We start from the raw sequence: 21,941 nt of genomic DNA on the forward strand, positions 1-21,941 counted from the left end.
TTAGCCGTCCAGATGTTTACACATCCATAATTGGCGGTTACTGTATATTCCTCAAGCGCAAATTATTCATGCCGAAGTGAAGGACTTTCATGATCGAAGTAAAACACCTGAAAACGCTACAAGCGTTGCGGAATTGCGGCTCGCTCGCAGCCGCTGCGGCGACGTTGCATCAGACGCAATCCGCCCTGTCTCACCAGTTTAGCGATCTGGAACAACGCCTTGGCTTCCGGCTATTTGTGCGTAAAAGCCAGCCGCTACGTTTTACGCCGCAGGGAGAAATCCTGTTGCAACTGGCAAACCAGGTGCTGCCGCAAATCAGCCAGGCACTGCAAGCCTGCAATGAACCGCAGCAGACGCGCCTGCGCATTGCCATTGAGTGCCATAGCTGTATTCAGTGGCTGACGCCCGCGTTAGAAAATTTCTATAAGAACTGGCCGCAGGTAGAGATGGATTTTAAATCGGGCGTGACGTTTGACCCGCAGCCCGCGTTGCAGCAGGGCGAGCTGGATCTGGTGATGACCTCCGATATTCTGCCGCGCAGTGGCCTGCATTATTCGCCGATGTTCGATTATGAAGTACGCCTGGTGTTAGCACCTGACCATCCACTGGCCGCGAAAACACGAATCACGCCGGAAGATCTCGCCAGCGAAACGCTGCTGATTTATCCGGTACAGCGTAGCCGACTGGACGTCTGGCGGCATTTTCTGCAGCCCGCAGGCGTTAGCCCGTCGCTGAAAAGCGTCGATAACACTTTATTGTTGATTCAGATGGTTGCCGCGCGGATGGGTATTGCCGCTCTACCACATTGGGTCGTGGAGAGTTTTGAGCGCCAGGGTCTGGTTGTGACCAAAACCCTGGGCGAGGGATTATGGAGCCGACTGTACGCCGCCGTGCGCGACGGCGAGCAGCGTCAGCCAGTGACAGAAGCGTTTATTCGCTCGGCGCGCAATCACGCCTGCGATCATCTGCCGTTTGTAAAGAGCGCGGAGCGACCCACTTCCGATGCACCCACAATGAAGCCAGGATCACCAGCGCGCCTGTAATAAATGTTGGCCAATGCGGCTGTTGATGCCAGATAGCCAAGTTAACCAGTAATCCTGCCGGAACGTGCATATTATTCATAATGCCGAGCGTTCCGGCGTCCACCTGAGTCGCACCGTAGTTCCACATAAAATAACCAATCCCGGAAGCCACCACGCCAAGAAACACCAGAATGCTCCATTGCAGCGTGGTTTGCGGCATTTTCTGCGCATTTCCCAGCAAGAACCATGCAACCACCGCCACCAGGAACGCGCCAAGATAGAACCACGCAAAGGCGTTATGCTGCGGCATCGGGCGAGTTTCCATCAGGCGTTTGTAACCCACCATGCCGATGGCAAAAGTGATATTGGAGAGTTGCACTAGCAGCAGGCCAGTCCAGAAATGGTCGGTGACCTGATCATAGCGAATAATCCCGGCACCAATCACCGCGAGTAACGCGCTAAAAGCATATCCCCAGCGCAGACGGCGCTTACTCATAATGTCATAAATCAGCGTGATGTAGAGCGGCGTCAGGACGGTAAATAACAGCAGTTCAGAGACCGTCAGGTAGAGATAGGCGCGGAAACTCAGCATATACATAATGCCAAGCTGCATCGCGCCCACCAGCATATACAGGCCAATGGTTTTCAGGCTATTGCCACGGGTACGCAGGAACGGCAGGAAAACGAGCGCCGCCAGCCCAACGCGTACCAGCACCGAAAAATAGCTGTCGACGTGCCCCGCAAGGTACTCGCCATAAAAGCTAAAGGAGAAGGCCCACAGAATAGTGGTGATGATAAGTAGCGCCACAATGGAAAACTCTTTGATTAACGAGTATCCATTGTAGCGAAGTATCAGGTTGACAACTGACCAAATAAAGAACGATTACGATAAATAGAGCTTACGCAGATAATGCGGCACCGCGTCGTCGGCGTTAGTTCCAATCACTTCCAGTTCCGGATGCAGATCTTTCAGGCGCTGGTGCGCGCTGCCCATAATGCAGCCTTTCCCCGCCATCGACAGCATTTCGGCGTCGTTCATTCCATCGCCAAAGGCAATGCAATCTTGCAGGCTGTAGCCCAGCTTCTTCGCTACCGCTTCCAGCGCATGGCCTTTCGAAACGCCACCCGCCATCACTTCAAGACAAGTTAAGGTAGAGAAACTGACGTTGACGCGATCGCCCCAGCGAGCGTTGATAGCCTGCTCCAGCGGCAACAGTGTTTCATGAGACTCACTGGTGAAGAACACTTTGCTGACGCCTTCCGGCTCCAGCAATCCTGGCTCATACAGCGCATATTTGAACACCGCTTCTTTAAAAAAGCGCATCTCCTCTGGGCGGTGGCGATTCATAAACCATTCATCATCACGATAAACGTTAGTAATGATGTCCGGGTTGTCGTTGACTACACCAAACAGGTCGCTGGCAATGTCATGATCCAGGTTATGCGCGAAAATCAGATTACCATCCAGATCGTGCACGCGCGCGCCATTGGAGGTAATCATGTAAGACTTAATCTCCAGATTATCGCGAATTTGCCCCACGTCGACGTGGTGGCGACCCGTCGCAAACACAAAGTTGATGCCACGCGCGGTGAGCAGTTTTAGGGTTTCTTTGGCGTAAGGGGATAATGTATGGTCGGGAGAAAGTAACGTACCATCTAAATCAGACGCAACAACCTGATACATAAGAAATTTAAACCTCTATAGAGCGATTTCCGCTGGGTGAGTTATGCCGGTTGAAAAATTCAACGATGGCGTGGAGCGCGACTGAGCGCATTGCGTCCTTTTCAAAAAGGATCTCATGGTACGCACCTTTAATTACCAGCGGCCGCCCCCCTTCTACAGGATGGCCCGCTGCGGCGCGGAGTTCACAAAAACGGTCGTGCATACGGTTATCTACCACGCGTTCCTCTTCAGCCTGCAAGAGAAGCGTTGGCGTGGCGTCATCACCCGCACCGGCTAACACCTGTTCGCCAGCCAGAATACTTTCGCGTACCCAATGGTAGGTCGGCCCACCGACGCGAATCGTTGGGTCATCAGCATAGAAACGCAAATTACGTCGATATCGCTGTCTGCTGTGGGTCAGAACATTGATGGTAAACGGCAGCGCGCGCCAGCGCCCGGTGCCAATCGCATAGCCATCACGAAAACGTGGGTGCGCTTCTGCCCAGTTAAGGATCTGCCGCGCCATAAATGATGGCATACGAATCACAATCCCAAACATTGGCGCAGTTAGCGCAATGGCATCGCATACGCCGGGGTGACGTTGCAGAAACAGCGTGGAGATTGCACCGCCCATCGAGTGCGCCAGTATATAGCGTTTACGCCACGGACCTGGCTGGACCTCTTGTTGCCAGAACGCCGCCAGATCATCAACATAATCATTAAAGCGATTAACATGCCCGAGATGCGGATCGGCTAACAGTCGACCGGAACGCCCCTGACCGCGATGGTCGATGATTAACACATCAAACCCCAGATGGAACAGGTCGTAGGCCAGCTCCGCATACTTTACATAGCTCTCAATACGCCCCGGACAAATGACGACTACCCGATCATGTTGCGGAGCGCGAAAGCGGACAAAACGCACCGGAATGTCATCCACGCCGATAAACTCTGCTTCGTCCCGCTGACGCCAGAAGTCGGTCAGTGGCCCCATCGTAAAAGCAGCAAACGCTTTTTCTCTTGTTTCCCAGTCTTTTTGCTGCTGAAACATCGGGTAATCTGCCTCTTAAACCACGTAAAATCGTTTTTTTAAGCGTGCCTGACACAACGCTGCGACAGTAGCGTATTGTGGCACAAAAATAGACTATCCGGGAGATTCCCATGACCTTTGAATGGTGGTTCGCCTACTTACTAACATCGATCATTTTAAGCCTCTCGCCAGGCTCTGGCGCAATCAACACCATGACCACTTCGCTCAACCACGGTTATCGCGGCGCGGTAGCGTCTATTGCAGGGCTTCAGACCGGACTGGCGATTCATATTGTGCTGGTTGGCGTGGGTTTGGGAACGCTATTTTCCCGCTCGGTTATTGCTTTTGAAGTGTTGAAGTGGGCAGGCGCGGCTTACCTGATTTGGCTGGGAATCCAGCAGTGGCGCGCCGCTGGTGCAATTGATCTTAAATCGCTGGCTCCTACCCAATCGCGCCGCCACCTGTTCCAGCGGTCAGTGTTTGTGAATCTTACTAATCCCAAAAGTATTGTGTTTCTGGCTGCGCTATTTCCGCAATTTATCATGCCGCAGCAACCGCAACTGATGCAGTATATCGTGCTCGGCGTCACCACTATTGTGGTCGATATTATTGTGATGATCGGTTACGCCACCCTCGCCCAACGGATCGCACTCTGGATTAAAGGGCCGAAGCAGATGAAGGCGCTGAATAAGATTTTCGGCTCGTTGTTTATGCTGGTGGGGGCGCTGTTGGCATCGGCAAGACATGCGTGAAAAATAATGTCGGATGCGGCGTAAACGCCTTATCCGACCTACTCTGATGATGCGTCTGGCATCAACGCGAAATAATCAAATGAATGCCAAATCCGGCAAATAACGCTCCGGCAAAACCGTCGATCCACTTCGCCAGACGTTGATAACCCCGGCGCATTTGCGGTAGCGCAAACAGGCTGGCAACAACGGTAAACCACGCCAGCGTTTCGACAATAATCAGCGCGAAAATGCCCCAGCGTTCGGTGGTGCCGACGTTATCGCCGACAAACAGTGAGAACACCGAACCAAAGTAGATAATCGCTTTCGGATTCGCGAGATTGGTCAGCAAGCCTTTCAGGAAACTGCGCCCGCTTTTCGCCAGTTCTACCTGTGGCGCAGGCGCAGAAACAGCCTCTTTTTTCAGCGCACCGCGCAGCATCTGGTAACCCATCCAGCAAAGATACAGGCCTCCGCCAACCATAATCAGCGTATGTAGCCAGGCCATTTTTTCGATAATCAAATGTAGACCAAGCAGCGCGATTCCTGCCCAGACCATGACGCCGCAGGTTATGCCCAGCACGCCCATCATCGCTTCTTTACGCGAACGGCTAACGGCAGTTTGAGAGACAAAAAAGAAATCGGGACCGGGGCTCATAAGCGCCACGATGTGCACCATGGCAACGGTGAGAAATAACATCAACATACATTTGACTCGCGGGGAAAACGTTTACGGAATGTTCATCCTGGCACTTTTTTGTGCCGCTGACTACTCTTCGTCGTCGCCGTCGACATGAGCGCGAATCAGCGTCATAAACGGTTTACCAAAGCGTTCCAGCTTGCGCATCCCGACACCGTTTACACTCAACATTTCGCTGGCGGTGATCGGCATCTGTTCAGCCATCTCAATCAAGGTAGCGTCGTTAAACACCACATACGGCGGGACATTGCTTTCATCGGCAATAGATTTACGCAGTTTGCGTAATTTGGCGAACAGTTTACGATCGTAATTGCCGCCAAACGATTTCTGCATCGCTTTCGGTTTGAGCGCGACAATACGCGGCACCGCGAGTTGCAAAAAGGATTCGCCACGCAGCACCGGACGCGCGGCCTCTGTCAGTTGTAGCGCAGAATGCTGGGCGATATTTTGCGTCACCAGACCGAGGTGAATCAGTTGGCGGATCACGCTCACCCAGTGTTCATGACTTTTATCACGCCCCATGCCGTAGACTTTCAGTTTGTCATGACCATAGTCGCGGATACGCTGATTATTAGCACCACGGATCACTTCCACCACATAGCCCATACCAAACCGCTGATTCACACGACCAATGGTAGAAAGCGCAATCTGCGCATCGTTTGAACCATCGTATTGTTTCGGCGGATCGAGGCAGATATCGCAGTTCCCACACGGTTCCTGACGCCCTTCGCCAAAATAATTCAGCAGTACCAGGCGTCGGCAAGTTTGCGCTTCGGCAAACGCCCCCATCGCATTGAGTTTATGGCGCTCGATATCCTGTAGCTGCCCCTGCGGCTTCTCTTCCAGACAGCGGCGCAACCACGCCATATCTGCCGGATCGTAAAACAGCATTGCTTCCGCAGGTAGGCCATCACGCCCGGCGCGACCTGTTTCCTGATAGTAGGATTCAATATTGCGCGGAATATCAAAATGCACCACGAAGCGGACGTTAGGTTTGTTGATGCCCATACCGAACGCCACGGTCGCCACCACAATTTGCAGGTCATCGCGCTGAAATTTTTCCTGCACGTCGGCGCGGACATCGTTTTCCAGCCCGGCGTGATACGCTGCTGCGCTAATCCCCTTGCTTTGCAGGCGCGCGGCGGTATCTTCTACCTTCGCACGACTATTACAGTAAATAATCCCCGACTTACCGCGTTGTTCCTGCACGTAACGCATCAGTTGATCGAGCGGTTTGAACTTCTCCATCAACATATAGCGAATATTCGGGCGGTCAAAACTACTGATTTGAATCAGCGGATCGTTAAGCCCCAGCAGGCGCACGATATCCTGGCGGGTGGTGTCATCGGCTGTAGCGGTTAGCGCCATAAACGGCAGCGTCGGGAAACGCTGGCGTAACTGACCGAGCGCAGCATATTCCGGGCGGAAATCGTGACCCCATTGGGAAATACAATGCGCTTCATCAACGGCTAATAAGACAGGATTCCAGTGCGCCAGGTGTTCAAGGAAGTTATCCAGCATCAGGCGTTCCGGCGCGATATACAGCAGGCGAATTTGCCCGGTGCGGCAGCCTGTCATCACTTCAAGCTGCTGCTCTCGGTTTTGCGTCGAGTTAAGGCACGCCGCCGCTACACCGTTGGCTTGCAGTTGATCCACCTGGTCTTTCATCAAGGAAATCAGTGGTGAAACAACGACAGTAAGACCGTTCAATAACAACGCAGGGATTTGATAGCACAGGGATTTTCCGCCGCCAGTTGGCATGACGACGAGGCAATCGCGACCGGAAAGTACGGTGTCGATAATTTCTTCCTGGCCGGGGCGAAACTGTTGGTAGCCAAAGGTTTCTTGTAAAACCTGTTTAGCTCCGGACTCCAGATTCAACACTTCCGCCTGCGCCACATTCACCCCGATTGCCTGAAATAAAAACAGGCGCTATTTTCAGCGTCTGCGCGAGAAACTGCAATGCTTTTAGTCTCTGGCAGGATAATCCTGGATGCTGGATTCCAGGTTTGCCTTTCAATCAACTCGTATTAGAACAGGTCGTTTAGCATAACCCCCACACCGACGCGGGTCTGGTTAAAGTTATAGTCGATGAGCGATTCGCCGTAACCGCTGTAAACCTGAGTATAAAGACGCACATGTTTGGTGATCGGGTAACTTAAGCCTAACTCCGCACCACCGTAACCGGTATTCCAGTTGTACTGTCCTTTCGCACTCAACACCGCATCACCGAGGTGATAGCCGATTTTAAGCTGGTAGTAACCCATATATTTGGTGATATCCGGGTTATCGTCAGTATTACCCACCACATACCACGGTTTGACTTCCACCAGCCAGTTGCCGTTTTCTGCCATCAGGCGGGTGTAGATACGGTTCCAGCTACGGGACGTCGGGTCGGAACGCCCGTTAGAGTCATGATTGTACCCCAGCTCCACATCGCGCAGTGTCCAGCCAGCAAAGCGGTAATCGGTAGCAAAACCGAGGAACAGTTGCGGTTCATAGTTAGTTTCACGAAACGGCGATGACTCTTCGCTATTAGAAAGCTGCCACCAGGATTTTTGGGTGTAAGATGCACCCAGAACAGAGTTTGCCCCCAAAATCCCACGCCAAAGCGGAAACGCCAGACTTAACTGGAACTTCACTTCATCCTTACGCGCGTTTTCTGCCCAATCGTAACTCGCAATCGCTTCTTTATTCAGATCGCTGGTCTGGGTATAGATGATGTAGTTGGTGTCATAAGGATAAAGGGTGAAAGGATTATCATGTTCCTGCAACATATTGGCGATGATGCTGCCACGTACTGCAGGCGCATCATGCACATCTTTCACCGTTGCTTCTTGTGCATTTGCCACTATCGGCAGCATACACACTGGCAACAAGCAGCCCAGTAGAGTCCGCATCGATCGTGTTCTCCGTAACGAATTATTGATTAGATGAATATTTTTTCTGCGGGCTATTTTACATACTTAACTCAATTGCCGTTAGTTATCCCTTCCTAAAGTAGAAACCAACAACAAAGAAGCATAAAATCAACATTTCGTTAACCAACGAAGTGTAAGGATGATATGTCTGCTGTACTGACCGCTGAACAAGCCCTGAAATTAGTGGGTGAAATGTTTGTCTATCACATGCCGTTTAACCGGGCATTGGGGATGGAACTGGAGCGTTACGAAAAAGAATTTGCGCAGCTGGCCTTTAATAATCAGCCAATGATGGTCGGTAACTGGGCGCAAAGTATTTTGCACGGCGGGGTGATTGCGTCGGCGCTGGATGTCGCCGCTGGTCTGGTATGTGTAGGCAGCACTTTAACGCGTCACGAAACCATTAATGAAGATGAACTACGCCAGCGACTATCGCGGATGGGCACCATTGATCTTCGCGTCGATTATCTGCGTCCAGGCAGGGGTGAGCGTTTTACAGCCACCAGTAGCCTGTTACGTGCGGGTAATAAAGTCGCCGTCGCCCGTGTCGAACTGCACAATGAAGAACAGCTTTATATTGCCAGTGCTACCGCCACCTATATGGTAGGTTGAAAATCTAAAAGCAGGTAAACTGCTGAAACTGATGACAAACGCAAATTGCCTGATGCGCTACGCTTATTAGGCCTACCAGAGAAATGCAATGTATTGAATTTGCATTCTTTTGTAGGTTGGGTAAGGCATGAACAAAGCGCACTTTGTCAGCCATCTGAGCAGGTAAACTGTAATTAACAACAAAAAATGAGTTTTCCAATGGATACAAAACAAACGCGGCAGGGCGTATTACTCGCTCTTGCCGCTTATTTTATTTGGGGTATTGCACCTGCGTACTTCAAACTGATTTATTACGTACCTGCTGATGAGATCCTGACGCATCGTGTAATCTGGTCGTTTTTCTTTATGGTGGTGTTGATGAGCATCAGCCGCCAGTGGTCCTATTTAAAAACCCTGATTCAGACGCCGAAGAAAATATTTATGCTGGCAGTCTCTGCTGTGCTAATTGGTGGCAACTGGTTACTGTTTATCTGGGCAGTGAACAATCACCATATGCTAGAGGCCAGTCTTGGATACTTTATTAATCCACTGGTGAATATATTACTGGGGATGATTTTCCTCGGCGAGCGATTCCGCCGGATGCAATGGCTGGCAGTGATTCTGGCGATTTGTGGTGTGCTGGTCCAGCTCTGGACCTTTGGTTCGCTGCCAATCATCGCACTGGGACTGGCATTTAGTTTTGCCTTCTACGGCCTGGTACGCAAGAAGATTGCGGTTGAAGCTCAAACAGGCATGTTAATCGAAACCATGTGGCTGCTACCCGTGGCGGCGATTTACCTGTTTGCTATTGCTGATAGTTCTACCAGCCATATGGGGAAAAACCCAATGTCGCTGAATTTACTGCTGATCGCCGCTGGTGTTGTCACCACTGTACCGCTGTTGTGTTTTACCGCCGCCGCCACGCGCCTGCGTCTCTCAACGTTAGGCTTTTTCCAGTACATTGGCCCGACGCTGATGTTCCTGCTGGCCGTGACGTTTTATGGTGAAACACCGGGTGCCGATAAGATGGTGACTTTCGCCTTTATTTGGGTGGCGCTGGCAATTTTTGTGATGGATGCGATTTATACGCAGCGTAGAACGTCCAAATAAAAAATAAATATATTCTGAAAAAATGTGCCTGCTCTTGCATGAGAGTGGGCATATTGCCATGCTGGCAGGAGAATCACACAGGGATGTAAAATCAATGTTACGTATATTTATGCCAACATCTAAAGGCAAGATTTCCAGACGCCGTTATTTGTTTTCATTTATTTTAACAAATTTAGTTTGTGTCTTACTTATTGCTTTTTCTGGCGAGGCCGGATCAGGATTTTTTGTTATAATATCTACCATTCTTCTCCATTATCTCGTCATCAATATGAATTGCCAACGACTCCGTGATAGTGGTTTCACGTATATAAAAACGTATATTTTTTGCACATTGGCTGTCTATACCATCTCTATCATCACCATGATTGCCGAACATTTTGATTGTTCAGGCAATGGTTCAATGATTTTCTTAATTTGCTATTTTACCACTTTCAGTATGCTAATACTTGCACCTACTGATTCATCAAAATAATAGTTACGGAGTATTTATGAGTAAGGGATATATGAACGATGGTTCATTAAGTGAAAAATGGAAATACCGATTTAATTTTTATGACCAATATGGTTTTCCTGGATTCTGGGGGGCAACACCAGAATATAAAACAGCATTTAAAGCATTAAAAATAAGGCAACGATTAACTATTCAAATGAATTTCATTGCTTTTTTCTTCTCCTGGATATATTTATTTGTCCTGGGATTATGGAAAAAAGCAATTATAGTTCTATTACTTGGCATTCTCTCACTATTGATTGGTGCATTAATTGGCGTTAATGTACTGGGATTCGCTGTAGCAGGCTATGTTGCTGTTAGCACAAATAAATGGTTCTATGAAAAAGAAGTAAAGGGTATTGATACCTGGAGCCTCTAAATAACAGGTGGCTTAGCCAGGCTAAGCCACCGCTCTCGTTTTTTACAACCAGTTCTTCCGCTTAAAGTACAGATACGGTGCCAGACCCGCGAGAATCATAAAGATAATCGCGCCTGGGTAGCCGAAACTCCACTTCAGTTCTGGCATAAACTCAAAGTTCATCCCGTAGCTGGAAGCGACCAGCGTTGGCGGCAGGAACACGACGGATACCACTGAGAAGATTTTGATGATGCGGTTCTGCTCGATGTTGATAAAGCCCATCGCCGCCTGCATCAGGAAGTTTACCTTCTGGAACAGGGATTCGTTATGCGGCAGCAGGGATTCGATATCTCGCAGGATTTCACGCGCCTGCTCCAGTTGCCCGCCAGGTAAACGCGCCTTGCGTACCAGGAAGTTGAGCGCGCGCTGGGTATCCATCAGACACAGACGAACTTTCCAGCCGATATCTTCCAGTTCCGCCAGTGTGGAGAGCGCCTCGTCGTACTCATCGCCCTGATGCCCCTCCATAATTACCCGGCTCAACTGCTCCAGATCGCTGTAGATGTTTTCAATTTCATCCGCCAGCTGTTCGATTTTGGTTTCGAACAGATCCAGCAGCAGCTCGTAGGCGTTACCGTCAACCATTGACTGACTACGGGCGCGCATACGATACAGACGGAATGCAGGCAGCTCGCGCTCACGCAGAGTAAACAGGCGACCATCACGGATGGTAAATGCCACAGTGGAGTTACCGGCGTGATCTTCCGCATCTTCAAAGAAGAAGAAGGAGTGAATATGCAGGCCATCATCGTCTTCAAAGAAACGCGCCGATGCTTCGATGTCTTCCAGTTCCGGGCGGGTTGCCAGGCTCTGGCCAAGTTCAGATTGTACGCGCAGTCGCTCGTCGTCATCCGGTTCGACAAGATCAATCCATACTGCATCTACAAGGGGTTGTGACTCTTCGACTTCCAGCCGGGTCAGTCGGTTATTTTCCAGTTGAAATGCGCTCAGCATGACCGGGACTCCCAATGCTTAAAATATCGGACAGTTCGGTGGGCACACAGAAACAAATTGGGTTTCAGACCATTAAACAGCCTGACTCAGCGCGACGGGAAAAATTGAGGTCGCTGACAACCGCTAAGGCTATCAGCAAAAGGGGATAGCCTTAGGAGTTGATCCTGGATGACAGGATAATGAGCCAGTATCTACTGGGTGTGTCCAAGGCGAATGTCCTCTTAGAGTGATCGTGCGCGCATGTTACGCCAGCAAAATTTTGCCGTCAACACGCAACGGAACACCACAGAACAATAGTTGAACTTCGCGCTTTTTGGTACTCGTCAAGGTCGTTAACAGGATAAAAAAATCACACAGCCAGGACCTATAATGGCGCATCGGCTACTCATTGGTAAAGGAATGATCACCTTGAATCTCAAACGGATTTTTCTCGCCCTCGTCTTACTCCCCTTGTTTGCTGTTGCTGCTGATGACTGCGCGCTCTCAGATCCGTCGCTGACAGTACAGGCGTATACCGTTAACCCTCAGACAGAGCGGGTGAAAATGTACTGGCAAAAAGCCAATGGCGAAGCGTGGGGAACGTTACAGGCGCTGCTGGCGGATATTAATAGCCAGGGGCAAATTCAGATGGTGATGAACGGCGGCATCTATGATGAAAGCTATGCGCCGCTCGGTTTGTACATCGAAAACGGTCAGCAGAAGGTGGCGCTAAATCTCGCCTCAGGGGAAGGGAACTTCTTTATCCGTCCTGGCGGCGTGTTTTATGTCGCGGGAGATAAAGCCGCTATCGTTCCGCTGCAGGCATTTAAAGCCAGTAAAGAGATTCAGTTCGCAGTGCAGTCAGGGCCAATGTTGTTAGAAAACGGCGTAATTAATCCGCGCATTCACCCGAATGTTGCCTCGCGTAAAATTCGTAACGGTGTAGGGATAAATAAACAAGGGAACGCTGTGTTTTTGTTGAGCCAGCAGGCGACAAATTTTTATGATTTTGCCTGCTATGCCAAAGCAAAACTGGACGTCGAGCAGCTGCTTTATCTTGATGGCACGATCTCGCATATGTATATGAAAGGCGGAGCAATCCCGTGGCAACGCTATCCTTTTGTTACCATGATTTCCGTCGAGCAGAAAAGTTAGAATGATCGTTTTGTGTCAGATACTGAATATGGTGCTGATGCCGGATGCGGCGTAAACGCCTTATCCGGCCACAATTTATTGAATCTGCATGATTTTGTAGGCCGTATAAGGTGCACAGCACCGCATCCGGCAACGTTATACCGTCTCCAGCCGGGCGTAAGCCGCCACCAGCCATTTGATTCCCTGGCCCTGGAACGCCACCTGCAAACGGCTATGTTCGCCGCTGCCTTCCATATTGACGATAGTGCCTTCACCAAATTTGGCGTGGCGCACGCGCTGGCCGAGCTTGTAACCGCTGTCGTTCTCGACCATCGGCGTACCCATACGCTGATGGCTGACCGGGCGGCTTACCGTGGCGCGCAGGCGCACCTCTTCCACACACTCTTCCGGTAGCTCGCCGATAAAGCGCGACGGGCGATGGTAAACTTCTTTGCCGTACAGGCGGCGGGTTTCCGCGTAAGTCAGCGTCAGTTTCTGCATCGCGCGGGTTACACCAACGTAGGCCAGACGGCGTTCTTCTTCCAGACGCCCGCCTTCATCCAGCGACATCTGACTTGGGAACATGCCCTCTTCCATACCGACAATAAACACCTGCGGGAACTCCAGACCTTTCGCCGAGTGCAGCGTCATCAGCTGTACCGCATCCTGCCAGGTATCCGCCTGCCCTTCACCTGCTTCCAGTGCCGCATGGGAGAGGAACGCCTGTAGCGGCATTAAATCTTCGTCTTCTTCGTTGTAGCTGAACTGGCGCGTTGCCGTCACCAGTTCCTCTAAGTTTTCGATACGCGTCTGGCCTTTTTCGCCTTTCTCCTGCTCGTACATGGTGCGCAGGCCGGAGTCTTTAATTACCCGGTCAGTCTGTACATGCAGCGGCATATCGGCAGTTTCCTGCGCTAAGGCGTCGATCAGTTCCATAAACCGCTGCAAGGCGCTGGCAGCACGACCAGCGAGAGCTTTTTCCTGCAACAGTTCACGACACGCCTGCCAGAGAGTTAACTGGCGATCGCGCGATGTCTGGCGCACTACGTCCAGCGTCCGGTCACCAATACCCCGCGTTGGCGTATTGACCACGCGCTCAAATGCCGCGTCATCGTTGCGGTTGGCAATCAGGCGCAGATACGAGAGCGCATCTTTGATTTCCTGACGTTCGAAGAAGCGCATCCCGCCGTAAATGCGATACGGCATACTGGCCTGCAATAAAGCTTCTTCCAGTACACGCGACTGGGCGTTGCTACGGTAGAGGATAGCGCACTCAGCGAGCGCCCCGCCGTTGTCCTGCCAGGTTTTGATGCGGTTAACCACGAAACGCGCTTCGTCGAGTTCGTTAAAGGCGCAATAGAGGGAAATCGGCTCACCGTCCGCACCATCGGTCCACAGTTTTTTACCCAGACGCCCATTGTTGTTTTCAATCAGGGCGTTGGCGGCGCTCAGAATATTGCTGGTAGAGCGGTAGTTTTGCTCCAGACGAATAGTTTCGGCACCGGGGAAATCATTGAGGAAACGCTGAATATTCTCGACCTGCGCCCCACGCCAGCCATAGATTGACTGGTCGTCATCACCAACAATCATTACTTTGCCGGTATCGCCCGCCAGCAAACGGATCCACGCATACTGAATGTTGTTGGTATCCTGGAATTCGTCCACCAGAATGTTGGTGAAACGTTCGCGATAGTGCTGAAGGATATGCGGCTTGTTAAGCCAAAGCTCATGCGCGCGTAGCAGCAGTTCCGCGAAATCCACCAGACCCGCGCGATCACACGCTTCCTGATACGCCTGATAAACCTTCTGCCAGGTTTGCTCCACCGGATTACCGTAGCTCTGAATATGATGCGGACGCAGTCCTTCATCTTTCTGGCTGTTGATGTACCACATTGCCTGACGTGGCGGCCACTGCTTCTCGTCGAGATTCATCGCCTTGATCAGACGTTTAAGCAGGCGCAGTTGGTCTTCGCTATCGAGGATCTGGAAATCCTGCGGCAGGTTGGCGTCCATATGGTGCGCACGCAGCAGGCGGTGCGCCAGCCCGTGGAAGGTGCCGACCCACATGCCGCCCTGACTGGTGCCCATCAGTTGCCCGATACGATGGCGCATCTCCGCCGCCGCTTTGTTGGTAAAGGTCACCGCCATAATCGAGTACGGCGAGCAGTTTTCCACGCTCATCAGCCAGGCGATACGATGCACCAGTACGCGCGTCTTACCACTGCCTGCGCCCGCCAGCACCAGAAGGTTGCTGCGTGGCGCGGCCACCGCTTCGCGCTGTTTGTCATTAAGGCTTTCGAGCAGGTAAGAAACGTCCATTGGCACCGCCGCGTAAAAATAGGTTGGGCGGAGAAGCGCAACGCCCTCCGCCAAAAAGCTGGGTATATATACAGATTTGCTGATTATATCAGCGAGGTCAGAGATGCCAACCGGGAAATTTCCAGATGCGGCAGTAAACGGCTGTCCCAGGTTTGCATCAGATCGCCATTTTCCGGTCTGATCCAACAGGCCTGCATTCCGCTGCGGATCGCCCCACCCACGTCGGTGGTAAGATCGTCACCTACATGTAAGATCTCGCCGATCGGCACATTGAGTTTTTCTGCCGCCAGAAAGTACATATCGCTGAACGGCTTCGAGCGTCCGTGTGGGCCAGCGCGCAGCACAAACTCAAAGTAGTCGCCCAAACCAAACAGTTCCGGCTGTGCGTTACCGTTGGTGATCGCCACCAGCGGCCATTTCTTCGCCAGCTGTTTTAAGGTGTCGTGCGTTTGCTGCGGAACATCGATCCGACTGCGCCATTTGGCAAAGTTGATCATCGCAGCATGTGCGCCTGCACTGGCCTCTTCGGCACTCAGCCCGGCATCAAGCATCGCTTGTTCAATCGAGCGAAAACGCCAGCGCGTCACGTCGTGATAAATCTCGGGTTCCGCTTCCCGTACCGCCTGACGCAGGCGTTGCAGATCTTCATTCTGGAAGCTGCGCAGCGCCGGATGATAATTTTGCACAAAGGTAAGCGCCTCTCGCTCGGTGCGCAAAATCACCGGACGGTTGTCGTAAAGGGTATCATCCAGGTCAAAGGTGAGCGCCGAGATGCGCCCCAAAGGCCGGTAAAAACGCATTATTTCCCCCGTTTGGCGCGTGGATGCGCCGCATCATACACCGAGGCAAGGTGTTGAAAATCAAGATGAGTATAGATTTGCGTGGTAGAGAGATTGGCATGACCCAACAGCTCTTGCACACCACGCAGATCGCCGCTCGACTCCAGCATATGCGTGGCGAATGAGTGACGTAATTTATGCGGGTGAACGTGATTATTCAGCCCCTGTTTGATGCCCCATTCGGCAAAGCGTTTTTGTACGTTACGCGCAGAGATGCGTTTACCCAGTTTCGACAGGAAAAGTGCGTCGTCTTCGCTGCCAAACAGGTCGCGTAAATCAAGCCAGTGCTCAATCCACGCCACGGCGTTACGACCAATCGGCAGGCGGCGCTCTTTGCTACCTTTTCCTATCACCCACACTTCGCCGGACTCCAGGTCGAGGTGTTTGATATCCAGCCCCACCAGTTCGGAAAGACGCAGCCCCGCGCCGTACATCACTTCCAGCATTGCCCGGTCACGTACAGCGAGGGGATCGTTGATATCGATATCCAGCAGCCGATTCATATCATCGACGTCGATATTTTTCGGCAGATGACGCGGCGCTTTCGGTGCCGAAACACCTTTCGCCGGGTTAGCTTTGAGCTCGTTCTGGCTGACCAGCCAGTCAAAAAAGCTACGTAGCGCAGAAAGCCGTAATGCGAGACTTGCCGCTCCCAACCCTTTACGACGACTGCGTACAGCAAAATTACGCACCATCGCCACATCACATTGTTGCCAGCTTTGCAGGCCGTTTTCGCTGGCAAAATTGATGATCGCCTCAAGCTGCCGCTGGTAGTTAACCAGGGTAATCGGGCTAAGTTGACGCTCCACGCTCAAATAACGTAGGTAGCGTTCCACATCGGTATGTAAATCGGTCATACGCGTTCAATCCAACGCTCCAGAAGCTCCGGCATCATCAGCGCAATTTCATGGAGTAACTGCGTTCCCTGCCCTTGTTGATAGTGACTGGCATCACGGCTGGTGAACAGCACCACACCAAGATCAGCATCACTTCCCAGCATCGACATCGCCACCGATCCCACCGCTTTCGCTTCCGGCAGCACCACCAGCAATTCAGGCCCGTTAAGCGGCCCCAGATAATGCGGTTCCTGCCCCAGACGCTGAATACGCAGAGGTTCGAAAGCCTGACGGCTTAATGCCAGATGGGTATGGTTCGACGGCGCGCCTAAACGCCAACGATCCGGGAACAGGCGCAGACTCGCACCCGCCAGGCCAAGATCGCGTGCCCACCGATGAAAGCGCATTAGCATGTCGTCGAGACTGCTGGCGGCAGTAAGAGTGCGCTGCAAATAGAGTAAGCGATAAAACAGGCCTTCGTTGGCGATAGCCTGTTCCATCAACAGCGCCATGTTCTCTTCCAGAACATGAATATGGTTACGCGCGCGAGCCATATGCCATTCGACGAGCGAAACGGTGCCACGTACCGGATGCGGCACTCGAATTGCCTCTACTGCGTGCGCATTGCGGATAAAAAACTCAGGATTTTTAATCAGGTAATCGACAACCGCCCGGTCATCAAGCTCCGTGAGTGTTTCCTGTAGTTCTTCCCCTGGTTGCTTCATAGATGAATAAATCCGTCGTAAACATGTACTGCCGGACCCGTCATATATAACGGATGACCCGGACCTTTCCAGGCAATATCAAGGCGACCGCCAGGGAGTTCCACACGAACTTCTTCGGCCAGCAAACCTTGCTGAATTCCTACCGCTACCGCCGCACACGCGCCGCTGCCGCAGGCCTGGGTTTCTCCTGCACCACGTTCATAGACACGTAAACGAATATGCTCGCGCTTAACCACTTGCATAAAACCGATGTTGGCACGTTCCGGGAAACGTTCGTGGCTTTCCAGAACAGGCCCCAGTGTTTCTACCGCCGCAGTATCGACATCATCGACCTGAATCACGCAGTGCGGATTTCCCATCGACACCACGCCGCATAAGATTGTCTGCTCGGCGGCGCGCATGATATAGGTCTTTTCCGCTTTGTTGGCGCGAAACGGCACGGCGGAAGGTTCGAAATTTGGTTCGCCCATATTTACCCGAACCAGATCGTCATCGGTGACGGTCAGTACCATCCGACCATTGGCAGTACTGACGCGAATATCGCGCTTATTTGTCAGCCCTTTCAGGCGTACAAAGCGGGCAAAGCAGCGTGCGCCGTTGCCGCACTGCGCCACTTCACTCCCATCAGCATTGAAAATGCGATAGTGGAAATCCAGTTCTGGATCGTACGGCGGCTCAACCACCAGTAGCTGGTCAAAACCCACACCCAGGTGCCGATCCGCCAGGCGACGAATCAGATCCGGTGAAAAAAAGACATTCTGCGTTACCGCGTCGACGACCATAAAATCGTTGCCAAGGCCATGCATTTTCGAGAACTGCATTATCTACTCCATTCACGCGGGTACAGAAACTGACTTTTAGTAATTCACCTGAGATGGGCCATCGCCAGTGGCGCGGTCGTTTTTATCCGGCAACGTGGATTGTGTTTGCGTATCTACCGGTTTGGTCGGCGGTGGCGCGTTTTTATCTGCGGGCGGGAAATAGAGCGGACCTTTCAGACCGCAGCCCGTCAGGCTGAAAAGAGTAAGTAATACAGTGAGTGCTTTAAACACGTTTTTCATTATGGATTGCCTGTAAAGTTCATCGCTTTCTGCTTTCTATCATCGCAGGAGAAGACGTAAAAGCAAGCGTTTAGCGACTCTTTATGAAGTCTGAAAAGTGAGGAATTGCTGCGAGTATAACGCTTACAAGAGAGGATTTATGTTTTGCTGGTAGTTTCGTGATCGACACCTCGCGCCAGGATGGCTTTATGTACTATCGCAATGTTTATACCTGGATCGATACAGAGGTAAGGGTTATGCCATTCCCCTGCCCGGCGAAAACACACTTCAGAGAGGAAGATGTGCGTGAGATTCAAAACAGAGACATTATTATTCCGGTGACGGAGGAATCATGCCGGAATGCAGCAGACGGGCAAACTTTGAAGCCCTGACCCCATGCCGCTATACTGCCGCCATCACCTAAAAACAGGATACAACAATGAACGACAGTGAATTTCATCGCCTGGCTGACCAACTGTGGCTAACCATTGAAGAACACCTGGACGATTGGGATGGCGACAGCGATATCGACTGCGAAATCAACGGCGGCGTACTGACCATTACCTTTGAAAATGGCAGCAAAATTATTATCAACCGCCAGGAACCACTGCACCAGGTGTGGCTGGCAACCAAACAGGGCGGCTACCACTTTGATCTGAAAGGCGACGAGTGGATTTGCGATCGCAGTGGCGAAACCTTCTGGGATTTGCTGGAACAGGCGGCGACGCAGCAGGCGGGAGAGACGGTGAGCTTCCGTTAAGATTTCATGCCGGATAAGCCTCGCTTTCCGGCATACTCATCACGAAAAATACTGCTGTAACAGCGGCGTGTCATTATCCTGATTGGCTGGCGGCATGTTGCCGATAGATTTGGTACGGAACGGAATGACCTGTTCGCGACCATCGACCTTCACAATCTGATAGAACTGCGGCAGGTTGAAGTTGATGAAACTGGAGCCGTAAGTGAAACGGTCGTGCGATGACGAGTAGAAGCGGCTGACGTCACGCACCAGCTCCTCTTTGCTACCTTCGCAGTGGTGATACACCTCAACCCGATTGCTTTCATCGAGAATGTAGATATTAAAACCGTTCTCATCATGCGTTTCTTCGAAGAAAAACTGGATTATCCCTTCGCTGGCAAAGCCATCCACTACTGCCGGTAATTTGACGTGATTGGTCTCAACCTGCACTGACAAACCATGCAGTTTGTTATGCGAAATAGCGCCATAAAACTCGATAGCATTTTCCAGTTTCTGCACAGACACATTCAGGCGTTCGAAGAACAAGCCCCAGGTTTGACCAGAAACACGCAGCGCCTTGAAGCGCCCGGTTTCCTGGCGAGTGCTGGAAAGACGCAGTTCGATACACTCAGAAACCAGTTGTTGCACGCGAGTACGGATTAATCCGCGCAGATGCTGGCTATAACAGAAGACTTCTACGCTATCCGGCGGCGCGGCGTCCTGATGCATTTTGCCAAGGATGGTTTTCAGGGCTTCAATCATCGACTGCTCGCCGTTGAAATGTAGCGTGCGCACTTCGTTCCATGAATTGCGATACAACAGGTCAACACTACCCACCAGGCATTTTTGCTCTTCGCCAAAGCTGAAGACATCCAGCTTACGGAAATCGAAATGTACTACCTGGTTACGAAACGCTGTCGTCGGGTCATATTCCAGGTTGACGATAATCGCCAGATGGCGGATCTCACAGGGGCTGTAGAGCGCCTTCGGCGTCGGCGCAGGTAAACGCAACGGGAAATGGTGCGACACATCAGCCACCATCTCCTGCAACTTAGGCAGATCGACAATGCCGTTGCCTTTAATAAACAGATGCGTCCGTGATGTCAGCAAGCCATTAAACCACGCCCAGGCCACCAGCTTATTCAGATAGCGGTTATATTCCAGCGGCTGATGACTGATGATCGACTCGATTGTCGGCGCACGGTTATACAGATACCAACCTGAACGGTTGGCACGACCCGGCGGCACATAAATAAAGGTCAGGTTTGGCTCGGAAAGATCCGGTGAAATCTGCGGGTTTACCAGCGTCACTTTCCCCGGTAATGCTTCAAACGCAGCGTACAGTTTACGCGTCAGCACGCCGATATCCTGCGGGCTGGCGGAAACGCTAAGGTTATTGCGACGGGCAAAGCGGATCAGATTACGGTAGCTCTGCATCATCGCATCAAGCAACTCGTTGTGCGCTTCACGCACCTGATCAATCTTCCAGTTGGCGCGATTATCAAGCATCGCCAGACGGGCTTCGTCCCATCCCCACTCTTTTACCAGTTGGCTTAATACTTCACGACGCCAGCCTACGCAAGCGCGTTCGCGGCTGAGTTTTTCGCACACTTTTAAATAGAAGCAGCGACGCACTAAATCCAGACGGGTGAAATCTTCAATTGCCGTCAGATATTCAGTAACGCGCTCCAGCATCATGCAGTAAGGATCGAGACCAAATGACACTATTTCGCCATCGTGCAAACGCTGTTTGATATCTTTCGCCAGCAGGCGTGGGTCTGGATATTCCCAGGAATAAGCTTCCAGCAGCAGTGTTTTCAGCACCGCTTTGTACGGAGAATCGATGCTTTTGTAGAGTTGCCAAAGGCTGGCGCCAAAGTACTCTTCAGCGGAAAGCGAGCTTAAGCCACCGAGATCCAGCCATTCATTAGGCGTGAGCACGCCCTGCGCGTAGAGCGTCATTACGTAGTCATCGTAATGCTCTTCTTCGTCGCACGGCACCATATTCCACAGAATACGCTTACCGGCAAGACGCACGGCGGTACGATAAAATTCGTCAAGCAGCAGTATATGCTGGGTAGAGCCACAATCTTCGCCCCCCAGACTACCACTTTCATTATGGCGGAAACGGTTTTCATCAATCAGGAAGAAGCTGACTTCCACGCCCAGCGAGGCGGCCCAACTTTCCAGCAGGCTGCATTTACGTTGTAGTAACTGGCGCTCTTCGGTATCGAGCCAGGATTGATGGCAGACCCAGATATCCAGGTCGGAGGAACAGCTTTGCCCTATAGACGAGGTGCTGCCCATGGTGTATACGCCAGTAATCGGAAGCTCGCCTTTTGGCGGATCCTGTACTGACATTCCACGATACAGTTCCAGTTCGTTCAGGTAGTGGCGTTGGGTTTCATCAGGCGTGTAAAGGCAAATGCCTCTGGGAACATTACCATCAAGGTAACCCGGCATTAGCGGATGGTGATAGTGCAACAATGTCGGCAGCAGACTGTAGACCTGTTGGAATGCAGGCCCCATAGCAGCAAGCGCGCGATCCACGCGCAATTGATTTATGGCATCCAGTCTCTGTTTCAGAGTCTCAATATAGAGGTACAAGACGTATCGCCTGATTTGCTACCCGTCATATCTGTGATTCCGCCAACATCAACGGAAACACGCGGCATTCGGGATATTTCGTATGTCAAAGGTAAC

The 21,941-nt window shown here is 51.6% G+C and carries 23 protein-coding genes and 1 pseudogene; 9 read left to right on the forward strand and 15 right to left on the reverse strand.

The features are described from left to right. Nucleotides 1–89: 89 nt before the first annotated feature. Nucleotides 90–1,043 (forward strand): HTH-type transcriptional regulator MetR, encoded by a 954-nt coding sequence (metR, locus tag HEN21_RS14780; protein ID WP_016231528.1) that lies wholly within the window; start codon nucleotides 90–92, stop codon nucleotides 1,041–1,043. Here metR and bioP read toward each other — a convergent pair. The 3 genes from bioP to pldB form a co-directional block, all read right to left on the reverse strand. After that, nucleotides 931–1,830 carry a biotin transporter gene (gene bioP, locus HEN21_RS14785; RefSeq protein WP_176252076.1) on the reverse strand — a complete coding sequence of 300 codons (900 nt, stop codon included), beginning with the start codon at nucleotides 1,828–1,830 and terminating at the stop codon, nucleotides 931–933. The two genes, metR and bioP, sit on opposite strands and share 113 nt — an antisense overlap. 75 nt (nucleotides 1,831–1,905) lie before the next feature. Then, nucleotides 1,906–2,706 carry a sugar/pyridoxal phosphate phosphatase YigL gene (gene yigL / locus HEN21_RS14790; RefSeq protein WP_000285345.1) on the reverse strand — a complete coding sequence of 267 codons (801 nt, stop codon included), beginning with the start codon at nucleotides 2,704–2,706 and terminating at the stop codon, nucleotides 1,906–1,908. Between the two features lie 7 nt (nucleotides 2,707–2,713). Beyond that, nucleotides 2,714–3,736: a lysophospholipase L2 gene (pldB, locus tag HEN21_RS14795; protein ID WP_000487634.1), complete on the reverse strand. Its 1,023-nt coding sequence runs from the start codon at nucleotides 3,734–3,736 to the stop codon at nucleotides 2,714–2,716. A 110-nt stretch (nucleotides 3,737–3,846) separates the two neighbouring features. Between pldB and rhtB the strand changes: the two genes are divergently transcribed. Further along, nucleotides 3,847–4,467: a homoserine/homoserine lactone efflux protein gene (gene rhtB, locus HEN21_RS14800; RefSeq protein WP_000142513.1), complete on the forward strand. Its 621-nt coding sequence runs from the start codon at nucleotides 3,847–3,849 to the stop codon at nucleotides 4,465–4,467. Nucleotides 4,468–4,528: 61 nt separating this feature from the next. On the opposite strand, the gene rhtC is transcribed toward rhtB, so the two are convergent. The 3 genes from rhtC to pldA all read right to left on the reverse strand — a co-directional run bounded on the left by rhtC (nucleotide 4,529) and on the right by pldA (nucleotide 8,043). Continuing rightward, nucleotides 4,529–5,149, reverse strand: a complete 621-nt coding sequence (gene rhtC / locus HEN21_RS14805) for a threonine export protein RhtC (protein ID WP_000928829.1) — start codon at nucleotides 5,147–5,149, stop codon at nucleotides 4,529–4,531. Between the two features lie 63 nt (nucleotides 5,150–5,212). Next, complete coding sequence (gene recQ, locus HEN21_RS14810; protein ID WP_024192193.1) at nucleotides 5,213–7,042, reverse strand: ATP-dependent DNA helicase RecQ; 1,830 nt, start codon at nucleotides 7,040–7,042, stop codon at nucleotides 5,213–5,215. Between the two features lie 131 nt (nucleotides 7,043–7,173). After that, nucleotides 7,174–8,043: a phospholipase A gene (gene pldA / locus HEN21_RS14815; protein ID WP_001259596.1), complete on the reverse strand. Its 870-nt coding sequence runs from the start codon at nucleotides 8,041–8,043 to the stop codon at nucleotides 7,174–7,176. Nucleotides 8,044–8,208: 165 nt separating this feature from the next. Between pldA and yigI the strand changes: the two genes are divergently transcribed. The 4 genes from yigI (at nucleotide 8,209) to HEN21_RS14835 (ending at nucleotide 10,634) form a co-directional block, all read left to right on the forward strand. Then, nucleotides 8,209–8,676 carry an acyl-CoA thioesterase YigI gene (gene yigI, locus HEN21_RS14820; RefSeq protein ID WP_001277144.1) on the forward strand — a complete coding sequence of 156 codons (468 nt, stop codon included), beginning with the start codon at nucleotides 8,209–8,211 and terminating at the stop codon, nucleotides 8,674–8,676. Between the two features lie 198 nt (nucleotides 8,677–8,874). Next, entirely contained in the window at nucleotides 8,875–9,765 is an 891-nt protein-coding gene (gene rarD, locus HEN21_RS14825) for an EamA family transporter RarD (RefSeq protein ID WP_000379997.1), read from the forward strand. Nucleotides 9,766–9,859: 94 nt separating this feature from the next. Continuing rightward, nucleotides 9,860–10,237, forward strand: coding sequence for a hypothetical protein (locus HEN21_RS14830; RefSeq protein ID WP_032159886.1), 378 nt, complete (start codon nucleotides 9,860–9,862; stop codon nucleotides 10,235–10,237). 16 nt (nucleotides 10,238–10,253) lie between these two features. Further along, a complete protein-coding gene (locus HEN21_RS14835) occupies nucleotides 10,254–10,634 on the forward strand; it encodes a DUF2628 domain-containing protein (RefSeq protein ID WP_000033710.1) in 381 nt (126 codons plus the stop codon). Between the two features lie 42 nt (nucleotides 10,635–10,676). Here HEN21_RS14835 and corA read toward each other — a convergent pair whose 3' ends face one another. Together corA and ysgD are read right to left on the reverse strand one after the other, a co-directional pair. Next, a complete protein-coding gene (gene corA / locus HEN21_RS14840; RefSeq protein ID WP_000947145.1) occupies nucleotides 10,677–11,627 on the reverse strand; it encodes a magnesium/cobalt transporter CorA in 951 nt (316 codons plus the stop codon). A 151-nt stretch (nucleotides 11,628–11,778) separates the two neighbouring features. Next, entirely contained in the window at nucleotides 11,779–11,835 is a 57-nt protein-coding gene (gene ysgD / locus HEN21_RS23095) for a YsgD/CorL family protein (RefSeq protein WP_212723238.1), read from the reverse strand. Between the two features lie 161 nt (nucleotides 11,836–11,996). Between ysgD and HEN21_RS14845 the strand changes: the two genes are divergently transcribed. Beyond that, nucleotides 11,997–12,761, forward strand: coding sequence for a phosphodiester glycosidase family protein (locus tag HEN21_RS14845; RefSeq protein WP_000951169.1), 765 nt, complete (start codon nucleotides 11,997–11,999; stop codon nucleotides 12,759–12,761). Between the two features lie 135 nt (nucleotides 12,762–12,896). On the opposite strand, the gene uvrD is transcribed toward HEN21_RS14845, so the two are convergent. From uvrD to lptM, 6 genes are all read right to left on the reverse strand, one after another. Continuing rightward, a complete protein-coding gene (uvrD, locus tag HEN21_RS14850; protein ID WP_000383446.1) occupies nucleotides 12,897–15,059 on the reverse strand; it encodes a DNA helicase II in 2,163 nt (720 codons plus the stop codon). Between the two features lie 83 nt (nucleotides 15,060–15,142). After that, nucleotides 15,143–15,859: a 5-amino-6-(5-phospho-D-ribitylamino)uracil phosphatase YigB gene (gene yigB / locus HEN21_RS14855; RefSeq protein ID WP_001213584.1), complete on the reverse strand. Its 717-nt coding sequence runs from the start codon at nucleotides 15,857–15,859 to the stop codon at nucleotides 15,143–15,145. Continuing rightward, nucleotides 15,859–16,755, reverse strand: coding sequence for a tyrosine recombinase XerC (gene xerC / locus HEN21_RS14860; protein ID WP_000130704.1), 897 nt, complete (start codon nucleotides 16,753–16,755; stop codon nucleotides 15,859–15,861). Before xerC ends, yigB begins: the two co-directional genes overlap by 1 nt. Next, nucleotides 16,752–17,459 carry a DUF484 domain-containing protein gene (locus HEN21_RS14865; protein WP_021549970.1) on the reverse strand — a complete coding sequence of 236 codons (708 nt, stop codon included), beginning with the start codon at nucleotides 17,457–17,459 and terminating at the stop codon, nucleotides 16,752–16,754. The genes xerC and HEN21_RS14865 overlap by 4 nt, the downstream gene beginning before the upstream one ends. Next, nucleotides 17,456–18,280, reverse strand: coding sequence for a diaminopimelate epimerase (dapF, locus tag HEN21_RS14870; protein WP_001160645.1), 825 nt, complete (start codon nucleotides 18,278–18,280; stop codon nucleotides 17,456–17,458). The genes HEN21_RS14865 and dapF overlap by 4 nt, the downstream gene beginning before the upstream one ends. A 36-nt stretch (nucleotides 18,281–18,316) precedes the next feature. After that, entirely contained in the window at nucleotides 18,317–18,520 is a 204-nt protein-coding gene (lptM, locus tag HEN21_RS14875; protein WP_000799886.1) for an LPS translocon maturation chaperone LptM, read from the reverse strand. A gap of 179 nt (nucleotides 18,521–18,699) precedes the next feature. Between lptM and HEN21_RS14880 the strand changes: the two are divergent. Together HEN21_RS14880 and cyaY are read left to right on the forward strand one after the other, a co-directional pair. After that, nucleotides 18,700–18,891: pseudogene (locus HEN21_RS14880) on the forward strand (DKNYY family protein); the annotation flags it as partial. 47 nt (nucleotides 18,892–18,938) lie between these two features. Beyond that, nucleotides 18,939–19,259: an iron donor protein CyaY gene (gene cyaY / locus HEN21_RS14885; RefSeq protein WP_000999936.1), complete on the forward strand. Its 321-nt coding sequence runs from the start codon at nucleotides 18,939–18,941 to the stop codon at nucleotides 19,257–19,259. 39 nt (nucleotides 19,260–19,298) lie between these two features. Here cyaY and cyaA read toward each other — a convergent pair whose 3' ends face one another. Next, the gene (cyaA, locus tag HEN21_RS14890; RefSeq protein WP_176252077.1) at nucleotides 19,299–21,845 is read right to left on the reverse strand and encodes a class I adenylate cyclase; all 2,547 of its coding nucleotides are present in this window, start codon (nucleotides 21,843–21,845) and stop codon (nucleotides 19,299–19,301) included. Between the last annotated feature and the right edge of the window lie 96 nt (nucleotides 21,846–21,941).

The organism is Escherichia sp. 93.1518, assembly GCF_013368915.2.
Lineage (GTDB): Bacteria > Pseudomonadota > Gammaproteobacteria > Enterobacterales > Enterobacteriaceae > Escherichia > Escherichia ruysiae.